The following is a 22,535-nucleotide window of genomic DNA, read 5'->3' as shown; positions in this document are numbered from 1 at the left end:
CGATGAACATCACCGAGCTCTCGATCCGCCGCCCGGTCACCACGATCATGCTGTTCGTGTCGATGGTGGCGATCGGACTGATCGCCTCGTTCCGGCTGCCGCTCGAGGCCGAGCCCGAGGCCACGATTCCCTTCTTCTTCGTCTCCCTGCCGTACCCCGGCTCCACGCCGGAGGAAGTCGAGCGCAACCTGCTGCGGCCGGTCGAGGAGGCGTTGGCGACGATGCCCGGCATCAAGTCGATGAACTCGCGCGCCAACGCCGAGGGCGGGCAGATCCAGGTCGAATTCAGCGACTGGAGCCGCGACATCGCGATCGCCGCCTCCGAGGCGCGCGAACGCATCGACGCGGTGCGCGACGAGCTGCCCGACGACTTCCGCCGTTACTACGTCCAGCGCTGGACCACCAGCGACCGCGAGGCGATGAGCCTGCGCCTGACCAGCGAGCTTGACCTGAGCGCGCGTGCGGATCTGATCGAGCGCAGCATCAAGCAGCGGCTGGAGCGGCTGCCGGGCGTCGCCCGGGTGGAAGTCGAGGGGGTGGCCGCGCAGGAGGTGCTGGTCGCGCTCGACAGGGATCGCCTCAGCGCGCACGGCGTGGCCCTGAACGACCTGGTGCAGCGGCTGCAGGCGGCGAACTTCTCCGTATCCGCCGGCCAGATCACCGAATCGGGACAGCGGCTGCGGGTGCAACCGCGCGGCGAACTGCAGGCGATCCAGGAACTGCGCGACCTGCGCCTGGACGAGCGCGGCACCCGCCTGTCCGACATCGCCGACGTCGACCTGCAGCCGCAGCGGATGAGCTACGTGCGTCAGCTCGAGGGCCGCCCGAGCGTGGGCGTGGACATTTACAAGGAACGCGCGGCGAACCTGGTCGACCTCTCGCGCGCGGTGCGCGCCGAGATCGGGGTGCTCGAGCAGGATCCCGCCATGCGCGGCGTGGGCATCGAGGTCACCGACGACCAGGGCGAGGCGGTGACCGGATCGCTGCTGGCGCTGGCCGAGGCCGGAGGCATCGGTCTGGTACTGTCGATCATCGTGCTGTATGCGTTCCTGAGGCACTGGCCGTCGACGCTGATGGTGACGACGGCGATCCCGATCTGCTTCATCATGACGCTCGGTTTCATGTACTTCACCGGCATCTCGCTCAACATCATCTCGATGATGGGCCTGCTGCTGGCGGTCGGCATGCTGGTCGACAACGCCGTGGTAGTGGTCGAGAGCATCTACCAGGAACGCGAGAAATATCCGGACAAGCCGGCGCTGGCCTCGATCATCGGGACCCGGCACGTGGCCATCGCGCTCTCGGCGGGCACGCTGTGCCACTGCGTGGTGTTCCTGCCGATGATGTTCGGCGAGAAGAACATCATCACCATCTACCTCTCGCAGCTGGCGGTCACGATCTCGGTCTCGCTGCTGGCGTCGTGGCTGGTCGCGGTGAGCCTGATCCCGATGCTGTCGGCGCGGATGAAGACGCCGCCTGCCGTGCGTTCGCCGGCGATCTCCCGCCTCCAGGACCGCTACGCGCGCCTGCTGCGCTGGACCCTCGACCACCGCGGCTGGAGCGTGGCCGGCATCCTCGCCATCTCGTTGCTGAGCGTGGTGCCGATGATGCATACCAAGGGCGGCGGCGACGACGGCGACCCGAGCCAGATCAACATCTTCTACCAGTGGAAGGGCGCGTACTCGAAGGAGGAGATGGGACGCGAGGTGGCGCGGGTGGAGGCGTTCGTCAACGCTAATCGCGAGGAGTTCCACATCGAGCGCGTGTACAGCCGCTACAGCGAACAGGGCTGGGCCTCGACCCGGCTGTTCCTGGACATCGAGGACCGCGCGCTGAGCAAGCAGATCGAGGAGAAGGTGCGCGAAGGCCTGCCACAGTCGGCGCGCGCCAAGCTCGGCATCGGCTGGCCCGGCGGCATGGGCAGCGACGGCGAGGGCATCCGCTTCAGCCTGATCGGCGATTCCACCCAGGTCCTGCAGGACCTGGCGGCGGACATCGTGCCGATGCTGGGACGCAACGAGAAGCTGCGCGACGTGCGTGTGGACACCGGCGACGCCAACACCGAGCTCTCGGTGCGCGTGGACCGCGAGCGCGCCGCCGCCTACGGCTTCAGCGCGCAGGAGGTGGCCCAGTTCGTCAACATGGCGCTGCGCGGCTCGTCGCTGCGCGACTTCCACCGCGGCGAGGTCGAGATCCCGGTGAACGTGCGCTTCGCCGGCTCGGACGAGTACGGCATCGAGGACCTGTCGGGCTTCATGGTGCGCGCGGCCAATGGCACCCAGGTGCCGCTGCTGGCGATGGTCGATGTCGGCATGAACCCCGCGGCCACCTCGATCCAGCGCCTGAACCGGCAGACCATGCTCCGGATCGAGGCCGGCATCCCGCAGGGGGTGCCGGTCGAGGAGGCGCGCGCGGCGGTCGAATCCGCGCTGGATGGCGTGGAATTCCCGCCGGGCTACGGCTACACGTTCTCCGGCATGGGTTTCAACATCAACTTCGACGGCATGGACCAGATGCTGCGCGCGATCGTGATCGCGCTGGTGCTGATGCTGGTGATCATGGCCGCGGTGTTCGAATCGCTGCTGTTCCCGACCGCGATCATGTCCTGCGTGCTGTTCTCGATCTTCGGCGTGTACTGGCTGTTCTGGCTCACCGGCACCGAGATGAACATCATGGCCGTGATCGGCATCCTGGTGCTGATGGGCGTGGTGGTGAACAACGGCATCGTGATGATCGAGCACATCAACAACCTGCGCCGGCGCGGGCTGCCGCGCACCGAGGCGCTGATCGAGGGCAGCCGCGAGCGCCTGCGCCCGATCATGATGACCATGGGCACGGCGATCCTGGCGATGATCCCGATCGCACTCAACACCGACACCGCCGACGGCATGCCGCCGTACTACCCGATGGCGCGTGCGATCGCGGGTGGCCTGGCGTTCTCGACCGTGGTCAGCCTGCTGTTCCTGCCGACCATCTACGCCCTGCTGGACGACCTGCGCAACGGCACCTCGCGACTGGTGCGCCGCGCACGAACCCGGCGCGTGGCCCCGCCAGCGGTCGCGGCCACGGAGGGCTGATCCGGAAACCCGGCGTCGGTCGCCCTCAGGCGGCCGCGCCCGCACGCTCCGGGGAGGGAGCCGCATGTCCGATGCGCTGATCGAGATCGCGCTGCACATGGCCGTGGTGCTGGCGCTCGCGCTCGTCGCGGCGGTCGCGACCCGCAGCCGCATGCATCCCGGCTGGCTGGCCGTCGCGCTCGGCCTGATGCTGCTGCGCGATGCGCTGGTGCTGCGGGGCTATGGCCTCGTGCCGGAGCTGGTCACGGGCAGCGACTGGAACTGGACCGGGAAAGTGCTGGCCACGGCCGGCCTGCTGGCGGTGGCGGCGCTGCCCTGGTTCGGGATGCGCCGCTGCGGGGTGACCCTGCGCCAGGCGCCCGGCTCGGCAGCGGCCTGGTGGGTGTTCTGCGGCGTGGCGGCGCTGATCATCGTACTGGCCGTCGTCGGACGCGACGGCGCGGACGACCTGGAGACGATCGCGTTCCAGTGGACGATGCCCGGGATCGAAGAGGAGCTGTTCTACCGTGGCGTGCTGCTGCTCGCGCTCAATCGTGCGCTCGATGGCGGCGATGATCCGCCACGGCTGGCCGGCATCGGCTGGGGCGGGGTGCTCGCCAGCGTCGCCTTCGGCCTCGGCCACGCGCTGCCCTGGCGCGACGGCGCGCCGGCGTTCGACGTGATGGCGTTCGCACTGACCGGCGGACCGGCACTGCTGATCGCCTGGTTCCGCGCGAGGACCCGCAGCCTGGTGCTGCCGGTGCTGGCGCACAACACCGCCAATGGCGTGTCGACCCTGTTCTGAAGCAGGCCTGCTCTGAATCAGGAGAACAGCCGGGCCAGCATGCGTGCGCCGCCGGTCCACACGCCGATGGCGGTCCCCAGCGAGGTCAGGAAGAAGTTCACCACCACGCGCGCCACGCGATTGCGCCACCAGCCGCGCCAGGTGTTCACGTCCTCGCGCAGGGCCATGAAATCGGCATGGGTCGGCTTGCGTATCCAGGCCTCGATCACGGCGCTGACCGTCCCCGAGGCCAGCGCCGGGTGCAGCGGCGTGAACGGCGAGGAGACGAACGCGCCGAGGATGCTCAGCGGATGGCCGCCGGCCAGCAGGCAGCCCAGCGCGCCGAGCCCCCCGGTCCACAGCACCCAGTAGGCCAGCAGGTCGGCGCCCACGTCGAAGCCGCCGCTCGCGAACCCCCAGGCGAAGCCGCCGAGCAGGAACACGGCGATGCACAGCTCCATCACCGGCACCCGCGACTTCGGCCTGACCGCCTCCAGCGCCGCGGTGATCCCGCCGGGCGCGGACTGTTCCTCGCGCAGGTGCCGCGCCAGCCCTTCGAGATGGCCGGCCCCGACGACCGCCAGCACCTCGCGCACGCCGTCGGGCGTCTCGCGCAGGCGCGCGGCCATGTAGCGGTCGCGTTCGGCGATCAGCGCCTCGTACAGTTCGGGCGTCTGTTCGGCGAACTCGCTGAAGCTCGCCTGCAGCATGTCGCCCTGCTTGAGCTTCTCGATGTCGTGCTCGGCGACTTCCTCGTCGACCACCAGGCCGGCGAGGATGCCGCCGCCCAGTCTGGCGCGCTGCCACCAGCCCAGGCCCTGGAGGGCACGGCGGAACGTGATGCCGACGTCGCGGTCGATCAGGCGCACGGAAAGGCCGCGCGCCCGCGCGTCGTCCACCGCGGCCTTCAGCTCCGCGCCGGGCTCGATGCCGAGCTGCTCGGCGAGCCGGCGCTGGTAGCTGGCCAGCGCGAGGTTGGCGGCGAACAGCGGCGTCTTGCCTTCGCGCAGCACCTTGACCAGGTCGAGGTCGGCGAGCGAACCCGGGTCGCTGATGGCACGCAGGCGCTGGTCGTCCAGCTCCACGGCCACGGTGTCGAAGGCGCCGCTGGCGATCGCTTCGCGCACGGCGTCCACGCTCGCGCGGGACACGTGCGCGGTTCCGAGCAGGGTGTAGCGCACGCCGTCGCGCTCGACGACCACGTGGGGCTGCGCGCGCCAGTCGGCGGCGGGAAGGGCAGGTTGGTCCAAGGGAAGATCCGCGTGCGGGGAACGGGCGCGGGCAGGCGCCGGCGGCGCCGGCATCCGGCGCCGACAGGTTAGAGCGTCGCCTGCCGCAGGGAAAGGCGCTGCGCGCGTCCCGGTGCGATCGTTCAGCGCGTGACGGGCGGCGCCAGGCCGCAGGTGGCATAGGCGGCGTCGAGCTCGCCGCGTGCATCGGCCGGCGTCGGCGCGGGTGCCGGCCGATGGCCTGCGGCGAGGAATTCCGCGACCTGTGCGATCACGCCTGGATCGCGCAGCACCCGCCGGTGTCCCAGGCCGCGAGTGTCGATACGCGCCGTGCCCGGCCACGCGGCCGCGACGGCGGCCCCGTGTTGCCACGGCACGTCGCGATCGTCCCGGTCGTGCACGACCAGCAACGGCGGCAGCGCGCGCCGCCGCGCGAGGCCCGGGATGTCGAAATCGGTCCACGGGCGTGCGAACCGGCGCGCCACCGCGTCGCGGAAGCGTTCGATGACCTGCGCACTGGCGCCGATGGCGCGGCCGAATGGCGCGATCGCCCGGGAGGGCAGGGCGAACGGAGCGATGAACGCGATCCGGTCCGGTCCTGGCCAGCCGTCGCGCAGCGCCAGCGCCGTGGCAGTACACCCGCCCGAATGCGCGACCAGCCCGGCCAGCGGCCCCTGCGCCGCGGCGACGACGCGCAGGGCGTCGGCGATCTCCAGCATGCTCACCCGCTGCCCGCCCAGGCGACTGGGCGCCGATGCGCCGTGCGCCGGCGCGTCCAGCGCCACCACGCGCAGGCCGCGCGCCAGCAGCGGTTCGAGCAGCGCATGCATCTGGCCGGCATGCCCGCCCCAGCCATGCAGCAGCACGACCGTGGGACCACGGCCCCACGCCCACGCGCGCACGGTGCGCCCATGCACCGGGTATTCAACCGCCTCGCCCCGTGCGAGCCACGCCGCAGCTTCGGCACGGGGGCGGGTGCGCGGGGCGGTGAACCAGATCCGGTCGAACAGGGAGGTCGCAACGCCGGGCGCAGCGCGCGAGAGGACTGCCATCGTCGTCCGCAGCAGGGACACGCGCCATCCGGACCCGATCCATGACGCGTCGGTCGTCGACTCGGTGGGCAGCTCGGGCACGTCCACGGTTTCGGACCCCGGCAGCGCGGACGCAGACTCTTCCATGGCCAAAGAACGAACGGTCGTGCTATTGTTGATGTGCAGCGCATCCATTGGGGATCCTCGAACCGGTCTCAGGGGGTGGGGGCGTAGCTGCGGAGCAGGCGGTCGAAGGCGCGGAACCCCCGCGAGACGGCGCCTTCGTAGCCGGTCAGACCGGCATCGTGGTGGATCGCCAGGGCGATCGCGTAGAGCTCGAACGCGACCTGCCCGGGTTCCGTGTCGGCGGCCAGTTCACCGCTGTCGATCGCCAGCTGCACCGCGCGCGCGAGCTGGTCGCGCCAGTCCGCTTCCTGCTGCAGCACGCGGTCGCGGATCGCGCCCGGCCGGTCGTCGTACTCGCTGGCGGCGGCCAGGAACAGGCAACCGCCGTCGTCCTCGTGGCGGACCCACTCGGCCCAGTTGGCGAAGATCGCGCGCAGCCGCGGCAGCCCGCGCTGCTCGCGCAGCGCCGGCACCAGCACGTCGCGGATGAACAGCTCGCCGCCCAGGTCCAGCGTGGCCAGCTGCAGGTCCTCGCGCGATCCGAAGTGCGCGAACACGCCGCTCTTGGACATGCCGACCTGCTCGGCGACGGCCCCGATGGTGAGGCCCTCGAGCCCGTTAACGCAGGCCAGCGCATAGGAACGCGCGAGGATCGCCTCGCGCGTGGTGGCACCCTTCGTGGGGGAGGGCGTCATGAGCACACCTCAATAAAAGCACGACCGTTCGTTCCGGTCAAGGCGAATCCCCGTCCGCATCGGGAGGCGGTGTCGCCACACCTTCGCCCAGGGCGCGCTGCATGAAAACGGTGTCCAGCCATCGCCCGTGTTTCCACGCTATCCCGGGCATGGTGCCGGTGTGCAGGAAGCCGAAGCGCGCGTGGAGGCCGATGGAAGCCTCGTTGGTGGGTTCGCCGATCACGGCGATCATCTGCCGGTAGCCGCGCGCCGTGCAGGCCCCGATCAGGGCGTCGAGCAGCGCGGCGCCGATGCCGTGGCCCTGCAGGTCCGCGGCGACGTAGACCGAGTTCTCGACCGTGAACCGGTAGCCGAGCCGCGCGCGGAAACTGCCCGCGTACGCGTAGCCGGCGACGCGCCCGTCGAGCTCGGCCACGAGGTAGGGAAACCCGTCGGCGAGCAGCGCGCGCATGCGCCGGCGCATCTCGTCCACGCCGGGCACGTCGTACTCGTAGGTGTTGACGTGCTGACGCACTTCGTCGGCGTAGATCTCCGCGATCGCCGGCATGTCGGCGTCGTGGACCTCACGGATCACGGGGGGCATGGGGTCGGTCGGAGTCAGTCGAGGTAGCGCTTGAGCAGGCCGTCGTAGGCATCGATGCGGCGGTCGCGCAGGAACGGCCAGATCCGGCGGACGTGCTCGCTGCGCGCCAGGTCGACCTCGGCCATCAGCACCTGCGGCTCGCCGCCGGCCTCGGCGAGGAACTCGCCCTGCGGCCCGAGCACGTGGCTGTTGCCCCAGAAGTCGAGCCCGGCGGCGCCGATCGGCGAGGGCTCGTGGCCGACGCGGTTGCAGGACAGTACCGGCAGTCCGTTGGCGACCGCATGGCCACGGTGGCTGAGGATCCAGGCATCGCGCTGGCGCTGCTTCTCGGCGTCCTCGTCGCCGGGATCCCAGCCGATCGCGGTCGGATAGAGCAGCAGTTCCGCGCCGGCCAGCGCCATCAGGCGCGCGCCTTCCGGATACCACTGGTCCCAGCACACCAGCACGCCGAGCCGGCCGACCGAGGTGTCGATCGGCTGGAAGCCGAGGTCGCCGGGCGTGAAGTAGAACTTCTCGTAGAACCCCGGATCGTCGGGGATGTGCATCTTGCGGTACTTGCCCACGACGCGGCCGTCGGTCTCGAGCACCACCGCGGTGTTGTGGTACAGCCCGGCGGCGCGACGTTCGAACAGCGAGGCCACCAGCACCACGCCGTGCTGTTTCGCAAGCCGGCCGAGCCGTTCGGTGCTCGGACCGGGCACCGGCTCGGCCAGGTCGAACTCCGCCACCGACTCGTGCTGGCAGAAGTAGCAGCCGTTGTGCAGTTCCTGCAGCAGCACCAGTCGCGCGCCGGCACGCGCGGCCTCGGCGACGCGCGCCTCGATGACGGCCAGGTTGGCGTCGGCATCGCCGTGGTCGCGTTCCTGGACCAGGGCGACGGGGAGGGTGGTCTTCTTCATCATGCGTTCGCGCGGCGGGAGCGGGAAGATTGTAGGGCCTGCGATGCGGACAGCGCGCGAACAGGCCCGACCCTCCCCCCTGCCGCCAGCGAGATGGGTCGGGGTCGAACCGGTCGTGATTGTCGCGCGGCGGACGGTGGTCGCGCGGGCACGCGGCCTGTTGCGTTCGCTCGCGTCAGGCGTCGAACAGATCCGCGCGGATCGAACCGGCGGGCAGTTGCATGGTGATGCAGTGCAGGCTGCCGTTCTGCCAGATCAGCGGGCGGCAGGGCACCTGCACGATTTCGCGGTCGGGAAAGGCCTGCCGCATCACCGCGGCGGCTCCAGCATCGGCCGGGTCGTCGTAGGCAGGCATGAGCACCGCACCGTTCACGATCAGGAAATTGGCGTAGCTCGCCGCCAGGCGGCGCCCATCGTCGATGATCGGCCGCGCCCAGGGCAGCGGGAACAGCCGGTAGGACGCGCCGTCGGGCGTGCGCAACGTGGCGATCTCCGTGGCCATCGCCTGCAGTTCGGCGTGGTGGCTGTCGTCCGGGTCGTCGCAGGACTGGAACACGATCGCGTCCGGCGCGGCGAACCGCGCCAGCGTGTCGATGTGCGCGTCGGTGTCGTCGCCTTCGAGGTAGCCGTGGTCGAGCCACAGCACGCGGTGCTGCGCCAGCCAGGTCGAGAGTCGTTCGGTCAGCTGTGCGCGGCTCGCCTGCGGGTGGCGCTCGCTCAGGCAGCGCCACGTGGTGAGCAGGGTCCCGGCGCCATCGGTTTCGATCGCGCCGCCCTCCAGCGCGAAATCGATCGGACGGCGCGTGCCCTGGGGGAACAGGCCCATCGCATCCAGGACTTCGACCACGCGGTCGTCGCGGCTGGCGCCGAACTTGCCGCCCCAGCCGGTGAAGCGGAAATCGAGCAGGTCGAACCCGTCGGCGCTTCGCAGCGTGATCGGGCCGGTGTCGCGCAGCCAGGTGTCGTCGTACGGCAGCTCGACGAAGCGCACCCGGCCCATCTCCACCCGCGCCGAGGACAGCCGCGCGCGCGCATAGGCCTCGACGTCGGCGTCGGACACGCAGACGATCACCGGCTCGAACCGCGTGATCGCGGCGACGAGGGCGATGTAGGTGTCCTCAACGTCCGCCAGGCGCGCGGCCCAGTCGGTGTCGGCGGTCGGCCACGCGATCAGCACTGCGGACTGGGGCTCCCACTCCGCGGGGAATCGCGCTGTCGCTTCACTCATCGTGCGGCGGGCTTCACCGGATCGCCGGCTTGGGGCCGACTTCGGACGCGTTGGCCTGGTTGAGGACGGCGTCGATCACGCGGTCGCGTTCGAAATACACGGTGAAGCCCGGGTACACCCACCGGTTGATCGTCGGCCACTGGCGCTTCTGGCCGCCGCGCGGATCCAGGCGCTCGGTCGGCGCGCCGAAGCGGGCCTGGACCTGGGCGGTGCTGAGCCCGCGCTCGGGCAGGGCGACGTGCGCCTTGTGCTGGGCGCGTTCGACCAGCAGGGTGTCGGCGGACGCGGCGGCGGCGGCGCACAGCAGGGCGGACAGGGCGAGGCTCGGGATCAGGCGCATGGTCGTGGCTCCGTCAGGGCGTTCGTTCAGGGCGGATCGGCGAGGGGGTTGTATCAGATTCGGCGAAGGACCGCCGTGTCGGCCACGGCGGAAACGCGCGTCGGGTGAGACGGCTAGCGACCGCGCGGGCACGCAAAAGGGGCCGCATTGCTGCGGCCCCTGGGCATTTCACACAGTCCACGTTCCGGAAGGCCGGAACGCAGGACCCGCGCTCAGCGCTGGCGCGCCTTGAAACGCGGGTTCGACTTGCAGATCACGAAGACCTTGCCACGGCGACGGACGACCTTGCAGTCGCGGTGACGGGCCTTCGCCGACTTGAGGGAGGACAGGACCTTCATGACAGACCTCGAAACGGGTTGGAGAACGGGCAGGCGGAAAACGAAGCCGCGCATTATAGCGGCGTTTTCCTCGTCGATTCAAGCGCTTGTCTGCTGCTGCGCAAGGACGGGCGCTGCCGCAGCGGCTGCAGGATAATCGGACGTCGTCCCCAGCAGGTCCCGCGCATGTCAGATCCGATCCCGGTGCTCACCATCGACGGCCCGTCCGGCTCGGGCAAGGGCACGATCAGTCGCCTGGTGGCGCAGCGCCTGGGCTGGCATTACCTGGATTCGGGGGCGTTGTACCGCGCGGTGGGGGTCGCCGCCGGCTGGGCGGACCTGGACCTGGACGATGCGGGGGCGCTGGTGCGCTGCACGTTCGACACCGACATCGGCTTTCGCGAAAGCGCGGAGGGGGACCTGCGGGTGCTGGTCAACGGCCACGACGCGACCGACGAGCTGCGGACCGAGACCGCCGGCGCGGCCGCCTCGGCGATCGCGGCGATCCCGGAAGTGCGGGCCGCGCTCAAGGACCGGCAGCGCGCCTTCCGCAGGGCGCCCGGGCTGGTGGCGGACGGCCGGGACATGGGCACGGTGATCTTCCCCGATGCGCCGTTCAAGGTGTTTCTTACCGCCAGCGCTGCCGAGCGCGCCGACAGGCGCTATAAACAGTTGAAGGACAAGGGAGTTTCGGTCACAATGGACGGTCTGCTGCGCGAGATTCTCGCGCGCGACGCCCGTGACGCCAGTCGCACGGTGGCGCCGCTGCGGCCGGCCGAGGGGGCCGTCCACATCGATACCACCGGCCTCGGCATCGACGCGGTGGTCGAGCGCGTGCTGGCCGTCGTGGCGCCCTGACCGCAGGCATTCGTCCTGCGGGCGCGTGTCCTCCACGTCCGACGTGGGCGGTCACCCCCGGGCGCCGCTGCCCGGGCATCGAACGAAGCAGACACCAGCCCCGCGCGGGAAGTTCCCGCGCGGATCGATCCGCCACAACACTCACGGCCATACGCAATCCCGCGCAGGTCGACAACGGGTGGACCACGGCGCCCGCCACAGGGCACGCGGTCTGTGTCATCAACCGAGACATTCCAAATGACCGAATCATTCGCAGAACTGTTCGAAGCCAGCCAGAACAACCTGGCCAAGCTCAAGCCCGGTGCCATCGTCACCGGCGTCGTGGTGCAGGTGCGCACCGACGTCGTCGTGATCAATGCCGGCCTGAAGTCCGAAGGCATCGTGCCGATCGAACAGTTCCGTAACGACGCCGGCGAGATCGACGTCGCCGAAGGCGACACCGTCAAGGTGGCGCTGGACTCGCTCGAGAACGGCTTCGGCGAAACCGTGCTGTCGCGCGAGAAGGCCAAGCGCGCCATGGTGTGGGACGAGCTCGAGGAAGCGCTCGAGAAGAACGAGACCATCACCGGCCGCATCAGCGGCAAGGTCAAGGGCGGCTTCACCGTCGACATCAAGGACGTCCGCGCATTCCTTCCGGGTTCGCTGGTCGACGTGCGTCCGGTCCGCGATCCGGTGTACCTCGAGGGCAAGGAACTCGAGTTCAAGCTGATCAAGCTCGACCGCAAGCGCAACAACGTCGTCGTCTCGCGCCGCGCGGTGGTCGAGAGCGAGCACTCGGAAGAGCGCGAGCAGCTGATGGAGAAGCTGGTCGAGGGCGCCGTGCTCAAGGGCGTGGTCAAGAACCTGACCGATTACGGCGCGTTCGTGGACCTCGGCGGCATCGACGGCCTGCTGCACATCACCGACATGGCCTGGAAGCGCGTGCGCCATCCGTCCGAAGTCGTGGAAGTGGGCCAGGAGCTCGAAGTGCGCGTGCTCAAGTACGACCGCGAGCGCAACCGCGTCAGCCTCGGCCTGAAGCAGCTGGGCGAGGATCCGTGGGACAACATCGCCCGCCGTTACCCGTCCAACACCCGCGTGTTCGGCAAGGTTTCCAACGTCACCGACTACGGCGCGTTCGTCGAGATCGAGCCGGGCGTCGAGGGTCTTGTGCACGTGTCCGAGATGGACTGGACCAACAAGAACGTCAATCCGTCCAAGGTGGTGCAGGTCGGCGACGAGCTCGAGGTCATGGTGCTCGACGTCGACGAGGAGCGTCGCCGCATCTCGCTCGGCATCAAGCAGGTCACCTCCAACCCGTGGGAGACCTTCGCCGCGATCCACAAGAAGGGCGACAAGGTGTCGGGCCAGATCAAGTCGATCACCGATTTCGGCATCTTCATCGGCCTGGACGGCGGCATCGACGGCCTGATCCACCTGTCGGACATCACCTGGAACTCGACCGGCGAGGAAGTCGCGCGCAACTTCAAGAAGGGTGACACCGTGGAAGCGGTGGTGCTGGCGGTCGATCCGGAGCGCGAGCGCATCTCGCTGGGCGTCAAGCAGCTCGAGCAGGATCCGTACGGCCAGTTCCTGGCCAACCACCCGCGCGGCTCGAAGGTCACCGGCACGGTGAAGGAAGTCGACGCCAAGGGTGCGGTGATCGACCTGGGCGAGGGCGTGGAAGGTTACGTCGCTGCGCGCGACGTCGCCGACACCCGCGTCGACGACGCCAGCCAGCACCTGAAGGTGGGCGATTCGGTCGAGGCCAAGTACGTCGGCCAGGACCGCAAGAGCCGTACGCTGCAGCTGTCGATCCGCGCCAAGGACGAAGCCGAGGCCGCCGAGACCCTGGCCGAGTACAACAAGGTCGCGGCCGAAGCCTCCAGCGGTACCACCAAGCTGGGCGCGCTGCTGCGCGAACAGCTGGAAAACAAGTCCGAGTAAATGGACTTGCGGCTCCAGCCGCAGACGCCCGGCCAGCACGGCCGGGCGCCTGCAGCGGTGGACGGCCCGGCATCGCGCCGGGCCGCCGCCACGGCTTCCACGGGCGCGTTGACGATGACCAAGTCGGAACTGATCGAGATCCTCACCCAGCGCCAGGCCCACCTGAAGGCCGACGACGTCGACCTGGCGGTGAAGTCGCTGCTGGAGATGATGGCCGGCTCGCTCTCCCAGGGCGACCGGATCGAGATCCGGGGCTTCGGCAGTTTCTCGCTCCATTTCAGGCCGCCGCGCACAGGCCGCAATCCCAAGACCGGCGACGCCGTCGCGCTGCCCGGCAAGCACGTCCCCCATTTCAAACCCGGCAAGGAGCTGCGCGAGCGGGTCACCGCCGTCATCCCGTTGCCGGCCGAGGAGTAGGGCGCATCCGCGCCCGGTAGCGCGATGCGGCCGTTGCGGATCCTCGCCGCCCTTCTGTTCGCCGCGGCGGGCCTGGTGCTCGGCGCACTCAATCCGCAGCGGGTCACGCTCGATCTCGGCATCGCCGGATTCGACGCTGGACTGGGCGTGATGCTGCTCGTGGCCCTGTTGCTGGGTGCGCTGTGCGCCGGCCTGGCGATGGCGCTGGGCGTGGTGCTGCCGCTGCGCCGGCAACTGAAGCGCGTGCGTGCGGTCGAGCCCGCGGCCCCGCCGCACCCTCCCCATGATTCCGGAGCCTGATCCATGGCGTTCGTCACCGAGTGGTTCTGGTTTTTCCTGCTGCTGCCGCTGGCTGCCCTGAGTGGCTGGGTGATCGGCCGCCGGGGGGGCGAGCGCCACAGCGATACCCAGGTCAGCCGCCTGTCGACCACCTATTTCCGGGGTCTGAACTACCTGCTCAACGAGCAGCCGGACAAGGCGATCGAGCTGTTCCTGCACATCGCCGAACTGGACAAGGAAACCTTCGAGACCCAGCTGGCGCTCGGCCACCTGTTCCGGCGCCGGGGCGAGGTCGATCGCGCCATCCGCCTGCACCAGGGCCTGGCCCAGCGGTCGGACCTGAGCGACCAGCAGAAGGTGCTGGCGCTGCTGGCGCTGGGCGAGGACTACATGAAGTCGGGGCTGCTCGACCGTGCCGAGGTGGTGTTCACCGATCTGGCACGGATCGACCAGCGCGCTCCGCAGGCGCTCAAGCACCTGATCGGCATCTACGAAGCCGAGCGCGACTGGGCCAAGGCGATCGAGAACGCGACCCGCTTCGAGGCCGCCACCGGCGAGCCGATGGGGCGGCTGATCGCGCAGTTCGAATGCGAACTCGCCGATCGGTTGCGACTGGCCGGTGATCCGGAGGGGGCGCGCGCCGCGGTGACACGCGCCTATGCCGCGGATTCGAAATCGGTGCGCGCCGGCATCCTCGAAGGCCGGCTGGAGACGGACGCCGGCAACGATGCCGCCGCCATCCGTGCCTATGAGCGCGCCGCGCGCCACGACACCGACTTCCTGCCCGAGGTGCTGCCGGCGCTGCTGGCCGCCTACGAGCGGGTGGGGGATGCGTCGGGCGCGCGCAAGTTCCTGGCAGAAATGAGCGAGCACTATCGCGGCATCGCGCCGGTGCTGGCGCTGACGCGGCTGGTCGAGGCCCAGGACGGCGTGCATGCCGCGCGCGGCTATCTCGCGCAGCAGCTCAAGGATCGGCCCTCGGTGCGCGGCGAGGCTGCCCTGATCGACCTCACCCTGGCCGAGAACACCGAACTCGCCACGACCCTGCAGGACCTTCGCCTGATCACCGAACAACTGCTGGTGCGCAATCCGAGCTATCGCTGCAACCGCTGCGGGTTCGGCGCCCGCAGCCACCACTGGCAGTGCCCGAGCTGCAAGGAGTGGGGCACCATCAAGCCGCTGCTCAACTACGCCGTCGTCTGATGGCGCCCTCGGCGCTGCTCGCCACCTGGCTGCTGTCGGGGATCGCGCTTGGCGCGTGCGCCACCGCGCTGGCCAGGACGTACGCATTGCGCCGGCGGCTGCTCGACCTGCCCGGCGAGCGCAGGAGTCACCGGGCCGCGACGCCCAGGGGCGGCGGGATCTCGATCGTGCTGGTGCTGCTGGTCGCGCTTGCTTGCCTCGCGGCCGCGCATCCCACGGCTGCCCTCACTTGCCTGCTGGCGGGGGCGGGACTGTTGCTGGTCGCCGGCATCGGCTGGGTCGACGATCACCGGCCGCTCCCGGCCTGGCCGAGGTTGGCCGTCCACGGAGTGGCGGCCGTGCTGCTCGCGCTGGCGGTGTGGAGGCAGGGGGGGGCGCCTGCGGACCTGGCGCTGGCCTTCCTCGCAGCGGTCGTGCTGGTCAATGTGTGGAACTTCATGGACGGCATCGACGGGATCGCGGCCGGGCAGGCGCTGGTGGTGGTCCTGGCGTGGGCGCTGCTCGCCGGGCAGGGGCCGGTGCTGTGGGCAGGCCTCGCCCTGGCGGCCGGGTTGCTCGGGTTCCTGCCGTTCAACGTGCCGCGCGCCCGCATCTTCCTCGGCGACGTGGGCAGTGGGGCGATCGGCTACGCACTGGCCGCGCTGCTGGCGTTCGGGACGGTGGGGCGGCCTCCGGAGCTTCGTGTGCTCTGGGTGTTTCCACTGCTGCCCTTCCTTCTTGACGCATCCTTGACGCTGCTCACGCGCATGGTGGCGGGCGAGGCATGGTGGCGTCCGCACGTGCAGCATGCCTACCAGGCATGGGCGCGGGCGCTGGGTTCGCACCTTCCGGTCACGCTTTCCTACGGAGCGGCGGCAGCGGTTGCGGCAGCGGTCATGTTCGTAGTGCGTTCAGGGAGTTCCGCGCTTATCATGTCGACCTGCTTGACGTTCCTGTTGGCGGGGGGGCTGGCATGGAAGCGACTTCGCGGTCTACACGCGGGTAACACGACGGACAGTCTCACAGACGGGAAGCGCTGAACATGCTCAAGTGGAAAGATCGGGCCAGCATGGCGTTGCCGCGGCTGGCGGTGGTCGCGCACGACCTGGCCATGGTGTGGCTGTGCTGGTCGGCGCTGCATCATTTCCGCTACGCGATGCTGCCGATGTTCCCGACGCCGCCGCTGGCCTCGGTCGAGATGCTGCTGGTGCTGGGGGCCCAGGGCGCGGTGTTCTGGCAGGTGGGCCTGTACCGCGGCGTGTGGCGGTTCGCGAGCCTGCCCGACCTGGTCAACATCCTGAAGGCCGCGCTGATCGGACTGGTCGCGATCATGCTCGTCCTGTTCGCCTTCGACCGGCGGCTGGACCAGGTCCCGCGCTCGATGCTGCTGCTGTACCCGCTGCTGCTGACCGCGCTGCTGGGCATGCCGCGCCTGCTGTACCGGGCGTTCAAGGACCACCAGATCGCGCGGACCGACACCGCGGCGCTGCGCGTGCTCATCCTCGGTGCGGGCCAGGCGGGCGAGACCCTGGTGCGGGACCTGCGCCGGGCCGGCGCCTACATCCCTGTCGGATTCCTGGACGATGCGGCCAAGCTGCGCGGGAGCCGTCTGCAGGGCATTCCGGTGCTGGGCCGGGTGGAGGACGTCGCCCGCATCGCGCCCGAGACCGCGGCGCAGCTGCTGGTGATCGCGATGCCCTCGGTGGATGCGGCGACCATGCGCACCGTGGTGGCCCAGTGCGAGCGCACCGGCCTGCCGTTCCGGACCGTCCCGCGCCTGGACGACATGCTGGAAGGCCGCTCGCTGCCGGGTGAACTGAAGGAAGTCGCGATCGAGGACCTGCTCGGTCGCAAGCCGGTGACGCCGGACTGGAAGGCGATCCGCGGCTGGCTGGGCGGACGCAGCGTGCTGGTGACCGGCGCCGGCGGTTCGATCGGCGGCGAACTGTGCCGTCAGTGCGCGCGCCACGGGGCGGCGTGCATCGCGCTGGTGGAGATCGACGAACTCGCACTGATCAAGGCCGAGTCCGAACTGAGGCGCGACTTCCCGCAGATCCGCTGCATCCCGGTGCTGGGCGACTGCGGCGACGCGGCGGTCATGCGCCACGCGCTGGGCCTGTCGAACCCCGACGCGGTCTTCCATGCCGCCGCCTACAAGCAGGTGCCGGTGCTGGAAGGACAACTGCGCGAGGCGGTGCGCAACAACGTGCTGGCGACCGAGACCGTGGCGCAGGCGGCGGCCGCGGCGAAGGTGGGCACGTTCGTGCTGATCTCGACCGACAAGGCGGTCGACCCGGTGAACGTGCTCGGCGCCACCAAGCGCCTGGCGGAGATGGTGTGCCAGGCGCTGGCCGAACCCGAAGGCACGCACTTCGTCACCGTGCGCTTCGGCAACGTGCTCGATTCGGCCGGCAGCGTGGTGCCGCTGTTCCGCGAACAGATCCGCAACGGCGGACCTGTCACGGTGACCGATCCCGAAGTGACCCGGTACTTCATGACCATCCCCGAGGCCTGCCTGCTGATCATGCAGTCGGTGGCGATCGGTTCGCGCGAGGCCATCTATACCCTCGACATGGGTGAGCCGGTGCCGATCCGCCTGCTGGCCGAGCAGATGATCCGGCTGGCCGGCAAGCAGCCCGAGCGCGACGTGGCGATCGTCTATACCGGCCTGCGTCCCGGCGAGAAGCTGCACGAGACCCTGTTCCACGCCGACGAGCGCTACCGCCCGACGGTGCATCCCAAGATCCTCCAGGCCGAGGCGCGTTCGGTGTCGCGCGAGAAGCTGCAGCCCGCGCTGATCCGTTTGCGCGATGCGGTGACGGTGTTCGACACCGATGAGCTCGCCCGCCTCCTGCGCGAAACACTGCCGGAGTTCCGGCCGGCCGTCGTGGCGCCCGAGCGCGAGGCCGCCGGCACGGTGGTCGCATTCCCCGCAAGACAGGCACGCAAGACATGACCCAACGTATTCGCAAGGCCGTGTTCCCGGTCGCAGGGCTGGGCACGCGGTTCCTGCCGGCCACCAAGACGGTGCCCAAGGAGATGCTGCCGATCGTCGACCGTCCGCTCATCCAGTACGCGGTGGACGAGGCGATCGAGGCCGGCTGCGACACCCTGGTGTTCATCACCAACCGCTACAAGCATGCCGTGGCCGACTACTTCGACAAGGCCTACGAACTCGAACAGAAGCTGGAGAAGGCGGGCAAGTTCGAGCAGCTGGAGGTCGTGCGTCACGTGCTGCCGCAGGGAGTGCAGGCGGTATTCGTCACCCAGGCCGAGGCGCTCGGTCTTGGCCATGCAGTCCTGTGCGCACGTGCCGTGATCGGCGACGAACCCTTTGCCGTCCTGTTGCCCGATGACCTGATCTGGAACCGTAACGGCGATGGTGCGCTCAAGCAGATGGCCGACCACGCCCAGGCGCACGGCGTCGGCGCGATCGCGGTGCAGGACGTGCCACGCGAACAGACGGCGAGCTACGGCATCGTGGAGACCGAGGGCTTCCAGGACCGCAGCGGCGCAATCCGCCGGATGGTCGAGAAGCCGAAGCCCGAGGACGCGCCGAGCACCCTGGCGGTCGTCGGACGCTACATCCTGCCCGGGGTCATCTTCGAGCACCTGGAAAAGACCGGTCGCGGCGCGGGTGGCGAGATCCAGCTCACCGATGCCATCGCCAGCCTGCTCGCCGACCACCAGGTCGACGCCTACCGCTTCCGCGGCACCCGCTTCGACTGCGGCACCCACATCGGCCTGGTCGAAGCGACGATCCGCTTCGCGCTCGACCACGAGAAGATCAGCGACGCGGCCCGCGACAGCATGGCCACCGCCCTGCGGGAACTGGGCGTGACCGACGTCAGCTGATGCGCTGCGGCGCGATCGCCCGCGCAGACGACGACGGCGCCGGAAGGCGCCGTCGTCGTTTTCCGCAACCGGTGCGGGGCCGCGCGGTCAGAGCGCCTCGAAGATTCCCGCCGCGCCCATGCCGGTGCCGATGCACATGGTGACCATGCCGTACTTCTGCCGACGACGGCGCAGGCCGTGGACGATAGTCGCGGTGCGTACCGCGCCGGTCGCGCCGAGCGGATGGCCGAGCGCGATCGCGCCGCCGAGCGGATTGACCTTCGACGGATCGAGTTCCGAATCGCGGATCACCGCCAGCGCCTGGGCGGCGAACGCTTCGTTGAGTTCGATCCAGTCGAGCTGGTCCTTCGACAGGCCCGCCTGCTTCAGCGCCTTGGGGATCGCAGCGATCGGGCCGATCCCCATCACGTCCGGGCGCACGCCTGCGACGGAGAAACTGACGAAGCGGGCGAGGGGCGTGAGCCCGTAGTCCTTGATCGCCTGTTCCGACGCCAGCAGCACCGCGCCGGCGCCGTCGCTCATCTGCGAGGAGTTGCCGGCGGTGACCGAGCCGCCGAACTGGCCGTTGCGGAACACCGTGCGCAGCTTCGCGAGGCCTTCGGCGGAGGTATCCGCACGCGGCCCCTCGTCCTGTTCGACCAGCAGCTTCCTGAGCCGGATGGTGTTGCCGGCCAGGTCGGGCACGTGCGAGACGATCTCGTAGGGCGTGATCTCGTCCTTGAACTCGCCCGCCGCCTGCGCCGCCAGCGCCTTCTGGTGGGAGGCCAGGGCGAAGGCATCCTGGTCCTCTCGCGACACCTTCCACTCCTCGGCCACCTTCTCGGCGGTGATGCCCATGCCGTAGGCGATGGCGACGTGGTCGTCCTTGAACACCGATGGCGACAGCGCCACCTTGTTGCCCATCATCGGCACCATCGACATCGATTCTGTGCCGCCGGCCAGCATCAGCTCGGCGTTCCCGAGCCGGATCTGGTCGGCGGCCAGCGCGACCGCCTGCAGGCCGGACGAGCAGAAGCGGTTGATCGTCTGCGCGGCGACGGAGTCCGGCAGGCCGGCCAGCAGCACGCCGATGCGCGCCACGTTCATGCCCTGCTCGCCTTCGGGCATCGCGCAGCCGATGATCGCATCGTCGATGCGCGACGTATCGATACCCGGCGCCTGCGCGACCACGCTGCGCAGCACATGGGCGAGCATGTCGTCGGGGCGGGTATTGCGGAACACGCCCTTGGGCGCCTTGCCCACCGGGGTGCGGGTGGCGGCGACGATGTAGGCGTCCTGTACTTGCTTGGTCATGTCTGGGTTCCTGTGTCGTCGTCGGTCAGTTGTGCAGCGGCTTGCCGGTCTTGAGCATGTGGCCGATGCGCGCCTGCGTCTTCTCCTGCTGCGCGAGTTCGACGAAGTGCCGCCGTTCGAGCTTCAGCAGCCAGTCCTCGTCGACGATCGCACCACGGTCGACCTCGCCGCCGCACAGCACGGTGGCGATGCGGGTCGCGATCTCGTCGTCGTATTCGCTGATGAATCGGCCCTCCAGCATGTTCACCAGCAGCATGCGGAAGGTGGCGATGCCGACATCGCCGGCGACCCGGATCCGCCGCGCCGGCAGCGGTGGGCGATAGCCTGCCTCGGCCAGCCCGCGCGCCTCGGCCCGGGCGATGTGCAGCAACTCGTAGGCGTTGAAGGCGACCCTGTCGCTTGCGCGCAGCAGGCCGAGCTCCTTCGCCTCCACCGCCGAGGTGGATACCTTGGCCATCGCCACGGTTTCGAAGGTCTTCTTCAGTTCGCCGAACACGTCGCCGCCCGGACCCGCGGCCTCGGATGCCCGCACCGCGATCTCCTTGAGGCCGCCGCCCGCGGGCAGCAGACCCACACCGGCCTCGACCAGGCCGAGGTAGCTCTCCAGATGGGCCACAGTGCGCGCGCTGTGCATCTGGAACTCGCAACCGCCTCCGAGCGCGAGTCCGCGCACGGCTGCGATCACCGGGACCAGCGAATATTTGATGCGCTGGCTGGTGGCCTGGAAGTTGGCCACCATCGCCTCGAACGCATCCACCTTGCCGGCCTGCAGCAGACCGAGCGCGCCGGCGAGGTCGGCGCCGGCGGAGAAGGGCTCCTTCGGCTGCCAGATCACCAGGCCCGCGAACTGCTTCTCGGCGATGCCGATCGCTTCCTGCAGCCCGTCGAGCACCTGGTCGGAGACGGTGTGCATCTTGGTCTTGAACGAGACCACGCCGATGTCGTCGCCGTCCGTCCACAGGCGCACGCCGTCGTTTTCGAACACCGTGTCGCCCTGCGGGAAGGATTCGCCCAGCAGCGGATCGGGAAAGCGCTGGCGTTTGTAGACCGGCAGCGACGAGCGGGGCAGCTTTGCGTCCTGCTTGGGGCTGTAGCTGCCTTCGCCGGCGTGCACCCCTTCGCGGCCGTCGAACACCCAGTCGGGCAGGGGCGCGCTGCTCATGGTCTCGCCGGCCACGATGTCGTCGGCGATCCACTGCGCCACCTGCTTCCAGCCGGCCGCCTGCCAGGTCTCGAACGGGCCGAGCGACCAGCCGTAGCCCCAGCGGATGGCGAGGTCGACGTCGCGCGCGGTCTCGGCGATGTCGGACAGGTGGTAGGCGCTGTAGTGGAACAGGTCGCGGAACACCGCCCACAGGAATTTCGCCTGCGGGTGCGGGCTTTCGCGCAGTTGCCTGAACTTCTCGACCGGATCCTTCGTCTTGAGGATCTCGACCACCTCGTCGGCCGCCTTGCGGTCGGCTGCGCGGTAGTCCTGCTGCTTCAGGTCGAGGACCAGGATGTCCTTGCCGGACTTGCGGAAGATGCCGGCGCCGGATTTCTGGCCCAGTGCGCCCTTGTCGATCAGCCCGGCCAGCCACCGGGGCGACTCGAAGAACGCGTGCCACGGGTCGTCGGGCAGGGTATCGGCCATGGTCTTGATGACGTGCGCCATGGTGTCCAGGCCGACCACGTCGGAGGTGCGGTAGGTGGCCGACTTGGGCCGGCCGATCAACGGACCGGTGAGGGCGTCGACCTCGTCGAAGCCGAGCTCGAACGCCGCGGTGTGGTGGGCAGTGGCCAGGATCGAGAACACCCCGATCCGGTTGCCGATGAAGTTCGGCGTGTCGCGCGCGTAGACCACGCCCTTGCCCAGGGTGGTGGTGAGGAAGGCTTCCAGGCCTTCGAGCACCTCCCTGTCGGTCGCCCTGGCCGGAATCAGCTCGGCCAGGTGCATGTAGCGGGGCGGGTTGAAGAAGTGCACGCCGCAGAACCGGTGGCGAAGTTGTTCGGGAAGAACATCCGCCAAGGCATTGATTCCGAGACCAGAGGTGTTGCTGGCCAGGACCGCGTGCTGGGCGACGAAGGGCGCGATTCTGCGGTACAGGTCCTGCTTCCAGTCCATCCGCTCGGCGATCGCCTCGATGATCAGGTCGCAGTCCTCCAGCTGCTGCAGGCCGGTCTCGTAGTTGGCCGGAGTGATCGCTTCGGCCAGCGACCTGCTGGCCAGCGGCGCGGGGCTGAGCCTGGCCAGGTTGGCGAGCGCCTTGTTGACCACCCCGTTGGGGTCGCCATCCTTGGCAGGCAGGTCGAACAGCACGGTGTCCACGCCGGCATTGGTCAGGTGCGCGGCGATCTGCGCGCCCATGACACCAGCCCCCAGCACCGCGGCGCGACGTACAAGCAGTTTCTCAGACATGTTCTGCATCCATCTGGTTTAAAAGGAAATTCGCTCGTC

The 22,535-nt window shown here is 69.5% G+C and carries 20 protein-coding genes; 10 read left to right on the top strand and 10 right to left on the bottom strand.

The genetic code is table 11. The annotated features are described in order from the left end of the window. Positions 1-2: 2 nt before the first annotated feature. Together QFW81_RS06860 and QFW81_RS06855 are read left to right on the top strand one after the other, a co-directional pair. Entirely contained in the window at positions 3-3,077 is a 3,075-nt protein-coding gene (locus QFW81_RS06860) for an efflux RND transporter permease subunit (protein WP_280577928.1), read from the top strand. Between the two features lie 64 nt (positions 3,078-3,141). Further along, complete coding sequence (locus QFW81_RS06855; RefSeq protein WP_280577927.1) at positions 3,142-3,861, top strand: CPBP family intramembrane glutamic endopeptidase, BDIM_20840 family; 720 nt, start codon at positions 3,142-3,144, stop codon at positions 3,859-3,861. Positions 3,862-3,878: 17 nt separating this feature from the next. Here the strand turns inward: QFW81_RS06855 and QFW81_RS06850 are convergent, their stop codons facing one another. From QFW81_RS06850 to ykgO, 8 genes are all read right to left on the bottom strand, one after another. Continuing rightward, a complete protein-coding gene (locus QFW81_RS06850; protein WP_280577926.1) occupies positions 3,879-5,090 on the bottom strand; it encodes a TraB/GumN family protein in 1,212 nt (403 codons plus the stop codon). Positions 5,091-5,212: 122 nt separating this feature from the next. After that, on the bottom strand, positions 5,213-6,142 hold the full coding sequence (locus tag QFW81_RS06845) for an alpha/beta fold hydrolase (protein ID WP_280577925.1): 930 nt from the start codon (positions 6,140-6,142) through the stop codon (positions 5,213-5,215). A 173-nt stretch (positions 6,143-6,315) separates the two neighbouring features. Beyond that, entirely contained in the window at positions 6,316-6,921 is a 606-nt protein-coding gene (locus QFW81_RS06840; RefSeq protein WP_280577924.1) for a TetR/AcrR family transcriptional regulator, read from the bottom strand. Positions 6,922-6,958: 37 nt separating this feature from the next. Further along, the gene (locus tag QFW81_RS06835) at positions 6,959-7,504 is read right to left on the bottom strand and encodes a GNAT family N-acetyltransferase (RefSeq protein WP_280577923.1); all 546 of its coding nucleotides are present in this window, start codon (positions 7,502-7,504) and stop codon (positions 6,959-6,961) included. Between the two features lie 14 nt (positions 7,505-7,518). After that, positions 7,519-8,403 (bottom strand): carbon-nitrogen hydrolase, encoded by an 885-nt coding sequence (locus QFW81_RS06830; protein ID WP_280577922.1) that lies wholly within the window; start codon positions 8,401-8,403, stop codon positions 7,519-7,521. 175 nt (positions 8,404-8,578) lie between these two features. Further along, positions 8,579-9,631 carry an agmatine deiminase family protein gene (locus QFW81_RS06825; protein ID WP_280577921.1) on the bottom strand — a complete coding sequence of 351 codons (1,053 nt, stop codon included), beginning with the start codon at positions 9,629-9,631 and terminating at the stop codon, positions 8,579-8,581. A 13-nt stretch (positions 9,632-9,644) separates the two neighbouring features. Then, positions 9,645-9,971 carry a hypothetical protein gene (locus QFW81_RS06820; protein WP_280577919.1) on the bottom strand — a complete coding sequence of 109 codons (327 nt, stop codon included), beginning with the start codon at positions 9,969-9,971 and terminating at the stop codon, positions 9,645-9,647. A 212-nt stretch (positions 9,972-10,183) separates the two neighbouring features. Continuing rightward, on the bottom strand, positions 10,184-10,309 hold the full coding sequence (gene ykgO / locus QFW81_RS06815) for a type B 50S ribosomal protein L36 (RefSeq protein ID WP_010342887.1): 126 nt from the start codon (positions 10,307-10,309) through the stop codon (positions 10,184-10,186). 165 nt (positions 10,310-10,474) lie between these two features. On the opposite strand from ykgO, the gene cmk reads away from it, so the two are divergent. From cmk to galU, 8 genes are all read left to right on the top strand, one after another. Then, the gene (gene cmk, locus QFW81_RS06810; RefSeq protein WP_280577917.1) at positions 10,475-11,146 is read left to right on the top strand and encodes a (d)CMP kinase; all 672 of its coding nucleotides are present in this window, start codon (positions 10,475-10,477) and stop codon (positions 11,144-11,146) included. Between the two features lie 237 nt (positions 11,147-11,383). Further along, entirely contained in the window at positions 11,384-13,072 is a 1,689-nt protein-coding gene (gene rpsA, locus QFW81_RS06805) for a 30S ribosomal protein S1 (protein ID WP_280577915.1), read from the top strand. A gap of 114 nt (positions 13,073-13,186) precedes the next feature. After that, positions 13,187-13,489: an integration host factor subunit beta gene (locus QFW81_RS06800; protein WP_280578344.1), complete on the top strand. Its 303-nt coding sequence runs from the start codon at positions 13,187-13,189 to the stop codon at positions 13,487-13,489. 33 nt (positions 13,490-13,522) lie between these two features. After that, a complete protein-coding gene (locus QFW81_RS06795) occupies positions 13,523-13,789 on the top strand; it encodes a lipopolysaccharide assembly protein LapA domain-containing protein (protein ID WP_280577914.1) in 267 nt (88 codons plus the stop codon). 3 nt (positions 13,790-13,792) lie between these two features. After that, positions 13,793-14,971: a lipopolysaccharide assembly protein LapB gene (gene lapB, locus QFW81_RS06790; protein ID WP_280577912.1), complete on the top strand. Its 1,179-nt coding sequence runs from the start codon at positions 13,793-13,795 to the stop codon at positions 14,969-14,971. After that, positions 14,971-15,990, top strand: a complete 1,020-nt coding sequence (locus tag QFW81_RS06785; protein ID WP_280577911.1) for an MraY family glycosyltransferase — start codon at positions 14,971-14,973, stop codon at positions 15,988-15,990. The genes lapB and QFW81_RS06785 overlap by 1 nt, the downstream gene beginning before the upstream one ends. Positions 15,991-15,992: 2 nt before the next feature. After that, a complete protein-coding gene (locus QFW81_RS06780; protein WP_280577909.1) occupies positions 15,993-17,906 on the top strand; it encodes a polysaccharide biosynthesis protein in 1,914 nt (637 codons plus the stop codon). Next, positions 17,903-18,805: a UTP--glucose-1-phosphate uridylyltransferase GalU gene (gene galU, locus QFW81_RS06775; protein WP_280577908.1), complete on the top strand. Its 903-nt coding sequence runs from the start codon at positions 17,903-17,905 to the stop codon at positions 18,803-18,805. Before QFW81_RS06780 ends, galU begins: the two co-directional genes overlap by 4 nt. A gap of 87 nt (positions 18,806-18,892) precedes the next feature. Here the strand turns inward: galU and QFW81_RS06770 are convergent, their stop codons facing one another. Next, the gene (locus QFW81_RS06770; RefSeq protein WP_280577907.1) at positions 18,893-20,098 is read right to left on the bottom strand and encodes an acetyl-CoA C-acyltransferase; all 1,206 of its coding nucleotides are present in this window, start codon (positions 20,096-20,098) and stop codon (positions 18,893-18,895) included. 25 nt (positions 20,099-20,123) lie between these two features. Further along, a complete protein-coding gene (locus QFW81_RS06765) occupies positions 20,124-22,496 on the bottom strand; it encodes a 3-hydroxyacyl-CoA dehydrogenase/enoyl-CoA hydratase family protein (RefSeq protein WP_280577906.1) in 2,373 nt (790 codons plus the stop codon). Positions 22,497-22,535 lie beyond the last annotated feature (39 nt).

This window comes from Luteimonas kalidii, assembly GCF_029887935.1.
GTDB classification, from domain to species: Bacteria; Pseudomonadota; Gammaproteobacteria; order Xanthomonadales; family Xanthomonadaceae; genus Luteimonas; species Luteimonas kalidii.
Note: the sequence above shows the minus strand (reverse complement) of the source record. Positions and strands in the feature narration are given on the sequence as shown.

What these genes read in the sequence shown, in the direction of transcription:
- QFW81_RS06830 (WP_280577922.1), bottom strand. Translation starts at nt 8,403, where the DNA reads ATGAAGAAGACCACCCTCCCCGTCGCCCTGGTCCAGGAACGCGACCAC.
- rpsA (WP_280577915.1), top strand. Translation starts at nt 11,384, where the DNA reads ATGACCGAATCATTCGCAGAACTGTTCGAAGCCAGCCAGAACAACCTG.
- QFW81_RS06785 (WP_280577911.1), top strand. Translation starts at nt 14,971, where the DNA reads ATGGCGCCCTCGGCGCTGCTCGCCACCTGGCTGCTGTCGGGGATCGCG.
- QFW81_RS06780 (WP_280577909.1), top strand. Translation starts at nt 15,993, where the DNA reads ATGCTCAAGTGGAAAGATCGGGCCAGCATGGCGTTGCCGCGGCTGGCG.
- ykgO (WP_010342887.1), bottom strand. Translation starts at nt 10,309, where the DNA reads ATGAAGGTCCTGTCCTCCCTCAAGTCGGCGAAGGCCCGTCACCGCGAC.
- QFW81_RS06855 (WP_280577927.1), top strand. Translation starts at nt 3,142, where the DNA reads ATGTCCGATGCGCTGATCGAGATCGCGCTGCACATGGCCGTGGTGCTG.
- QFW81_RS06765 (WP_280577906.1), bottom strand. Translation starts at nt 22,496, where the DNA reads ATGTCTGAGAAACTGCTTGTACGTCGCGCCGCGGTGCTGGGGGCTGGT.
- galU (WP_280577908.1), top strand. Translation starts at nt 17,903, where the DNA reads ATGACCCAACGTATTCGCAAGGCCGTGTTCCCGGTCGCAGGGCTGGGC.
- QFW81_RS06860 (WP_280577928.1), top strand. Translation starts at nt 3, where the DNA reads ATGAACATCACCGAGCTCTCGATCCGCCGCCCGGTCACCACGATCATG.
- QFW81_RS06800 (WP_280578344.1), top strand. Translation starts at nt 13,187, where the DNA reads ATGACCAAGTCGGAACTGATCGAGATCCTCACCCAGCGCCAGGCCCAC.
- QFW81_RS06770 (WP_280577907.1), bottom strand. Translation starts at nt 20,098, where the DNA reads ATGACCAAGCAAGTACAGGACGCCTACATCGTCGCCGCCACCCGCACC.
- lapB (WP_280577912.1), top strand. Translation starts at nt 13,793, where the DNA reads ATGGCGTTCGTCACCGAGTGGTTCTGGTTTTTCCTGCTGCTGCCGCTG.
- QFW81_RS06825 (WP_280577921.1), bottom strand. Translation starts at nt 9,631, where the DNA reads ATGAGTGAAGCGACAGCGCGATTCCCCGCGGAGTGGGAGCCCCAGTCC.
- QFW81_RS06840 (WP_280577924.1), bottom strand. Translation starts at nt 6,921, where the DNA reads ATGACGCCCTCCCCCACGAAGGGTGCCACCACGCGCGAGGCGATCCTC.
- QFW81_RS06820 (WP_280577919.1), bottom strand. Translation starts at nt 9,971, where the DNA reads ATGCGCCTGATCCCGAGCCTCGCCCTGTCCGCCCTGCTGTGCGCCGCC.
- cmk (WP_280577917.1), top strand. Translation starts at nt 10,475, where the DNA reads ATGTCAGATCCGATCCCGGTGCTCACCATCGACGGCCCGTCCGGCTCG.
- QFW81_RS06835 (WP_280577923.1), bottom strand. Translation starts at nt 7,504, where the DNA reads ATGCCCCCCGTGATCCGTGAGGTCCACGACGCCGACATGCCGGCGATC.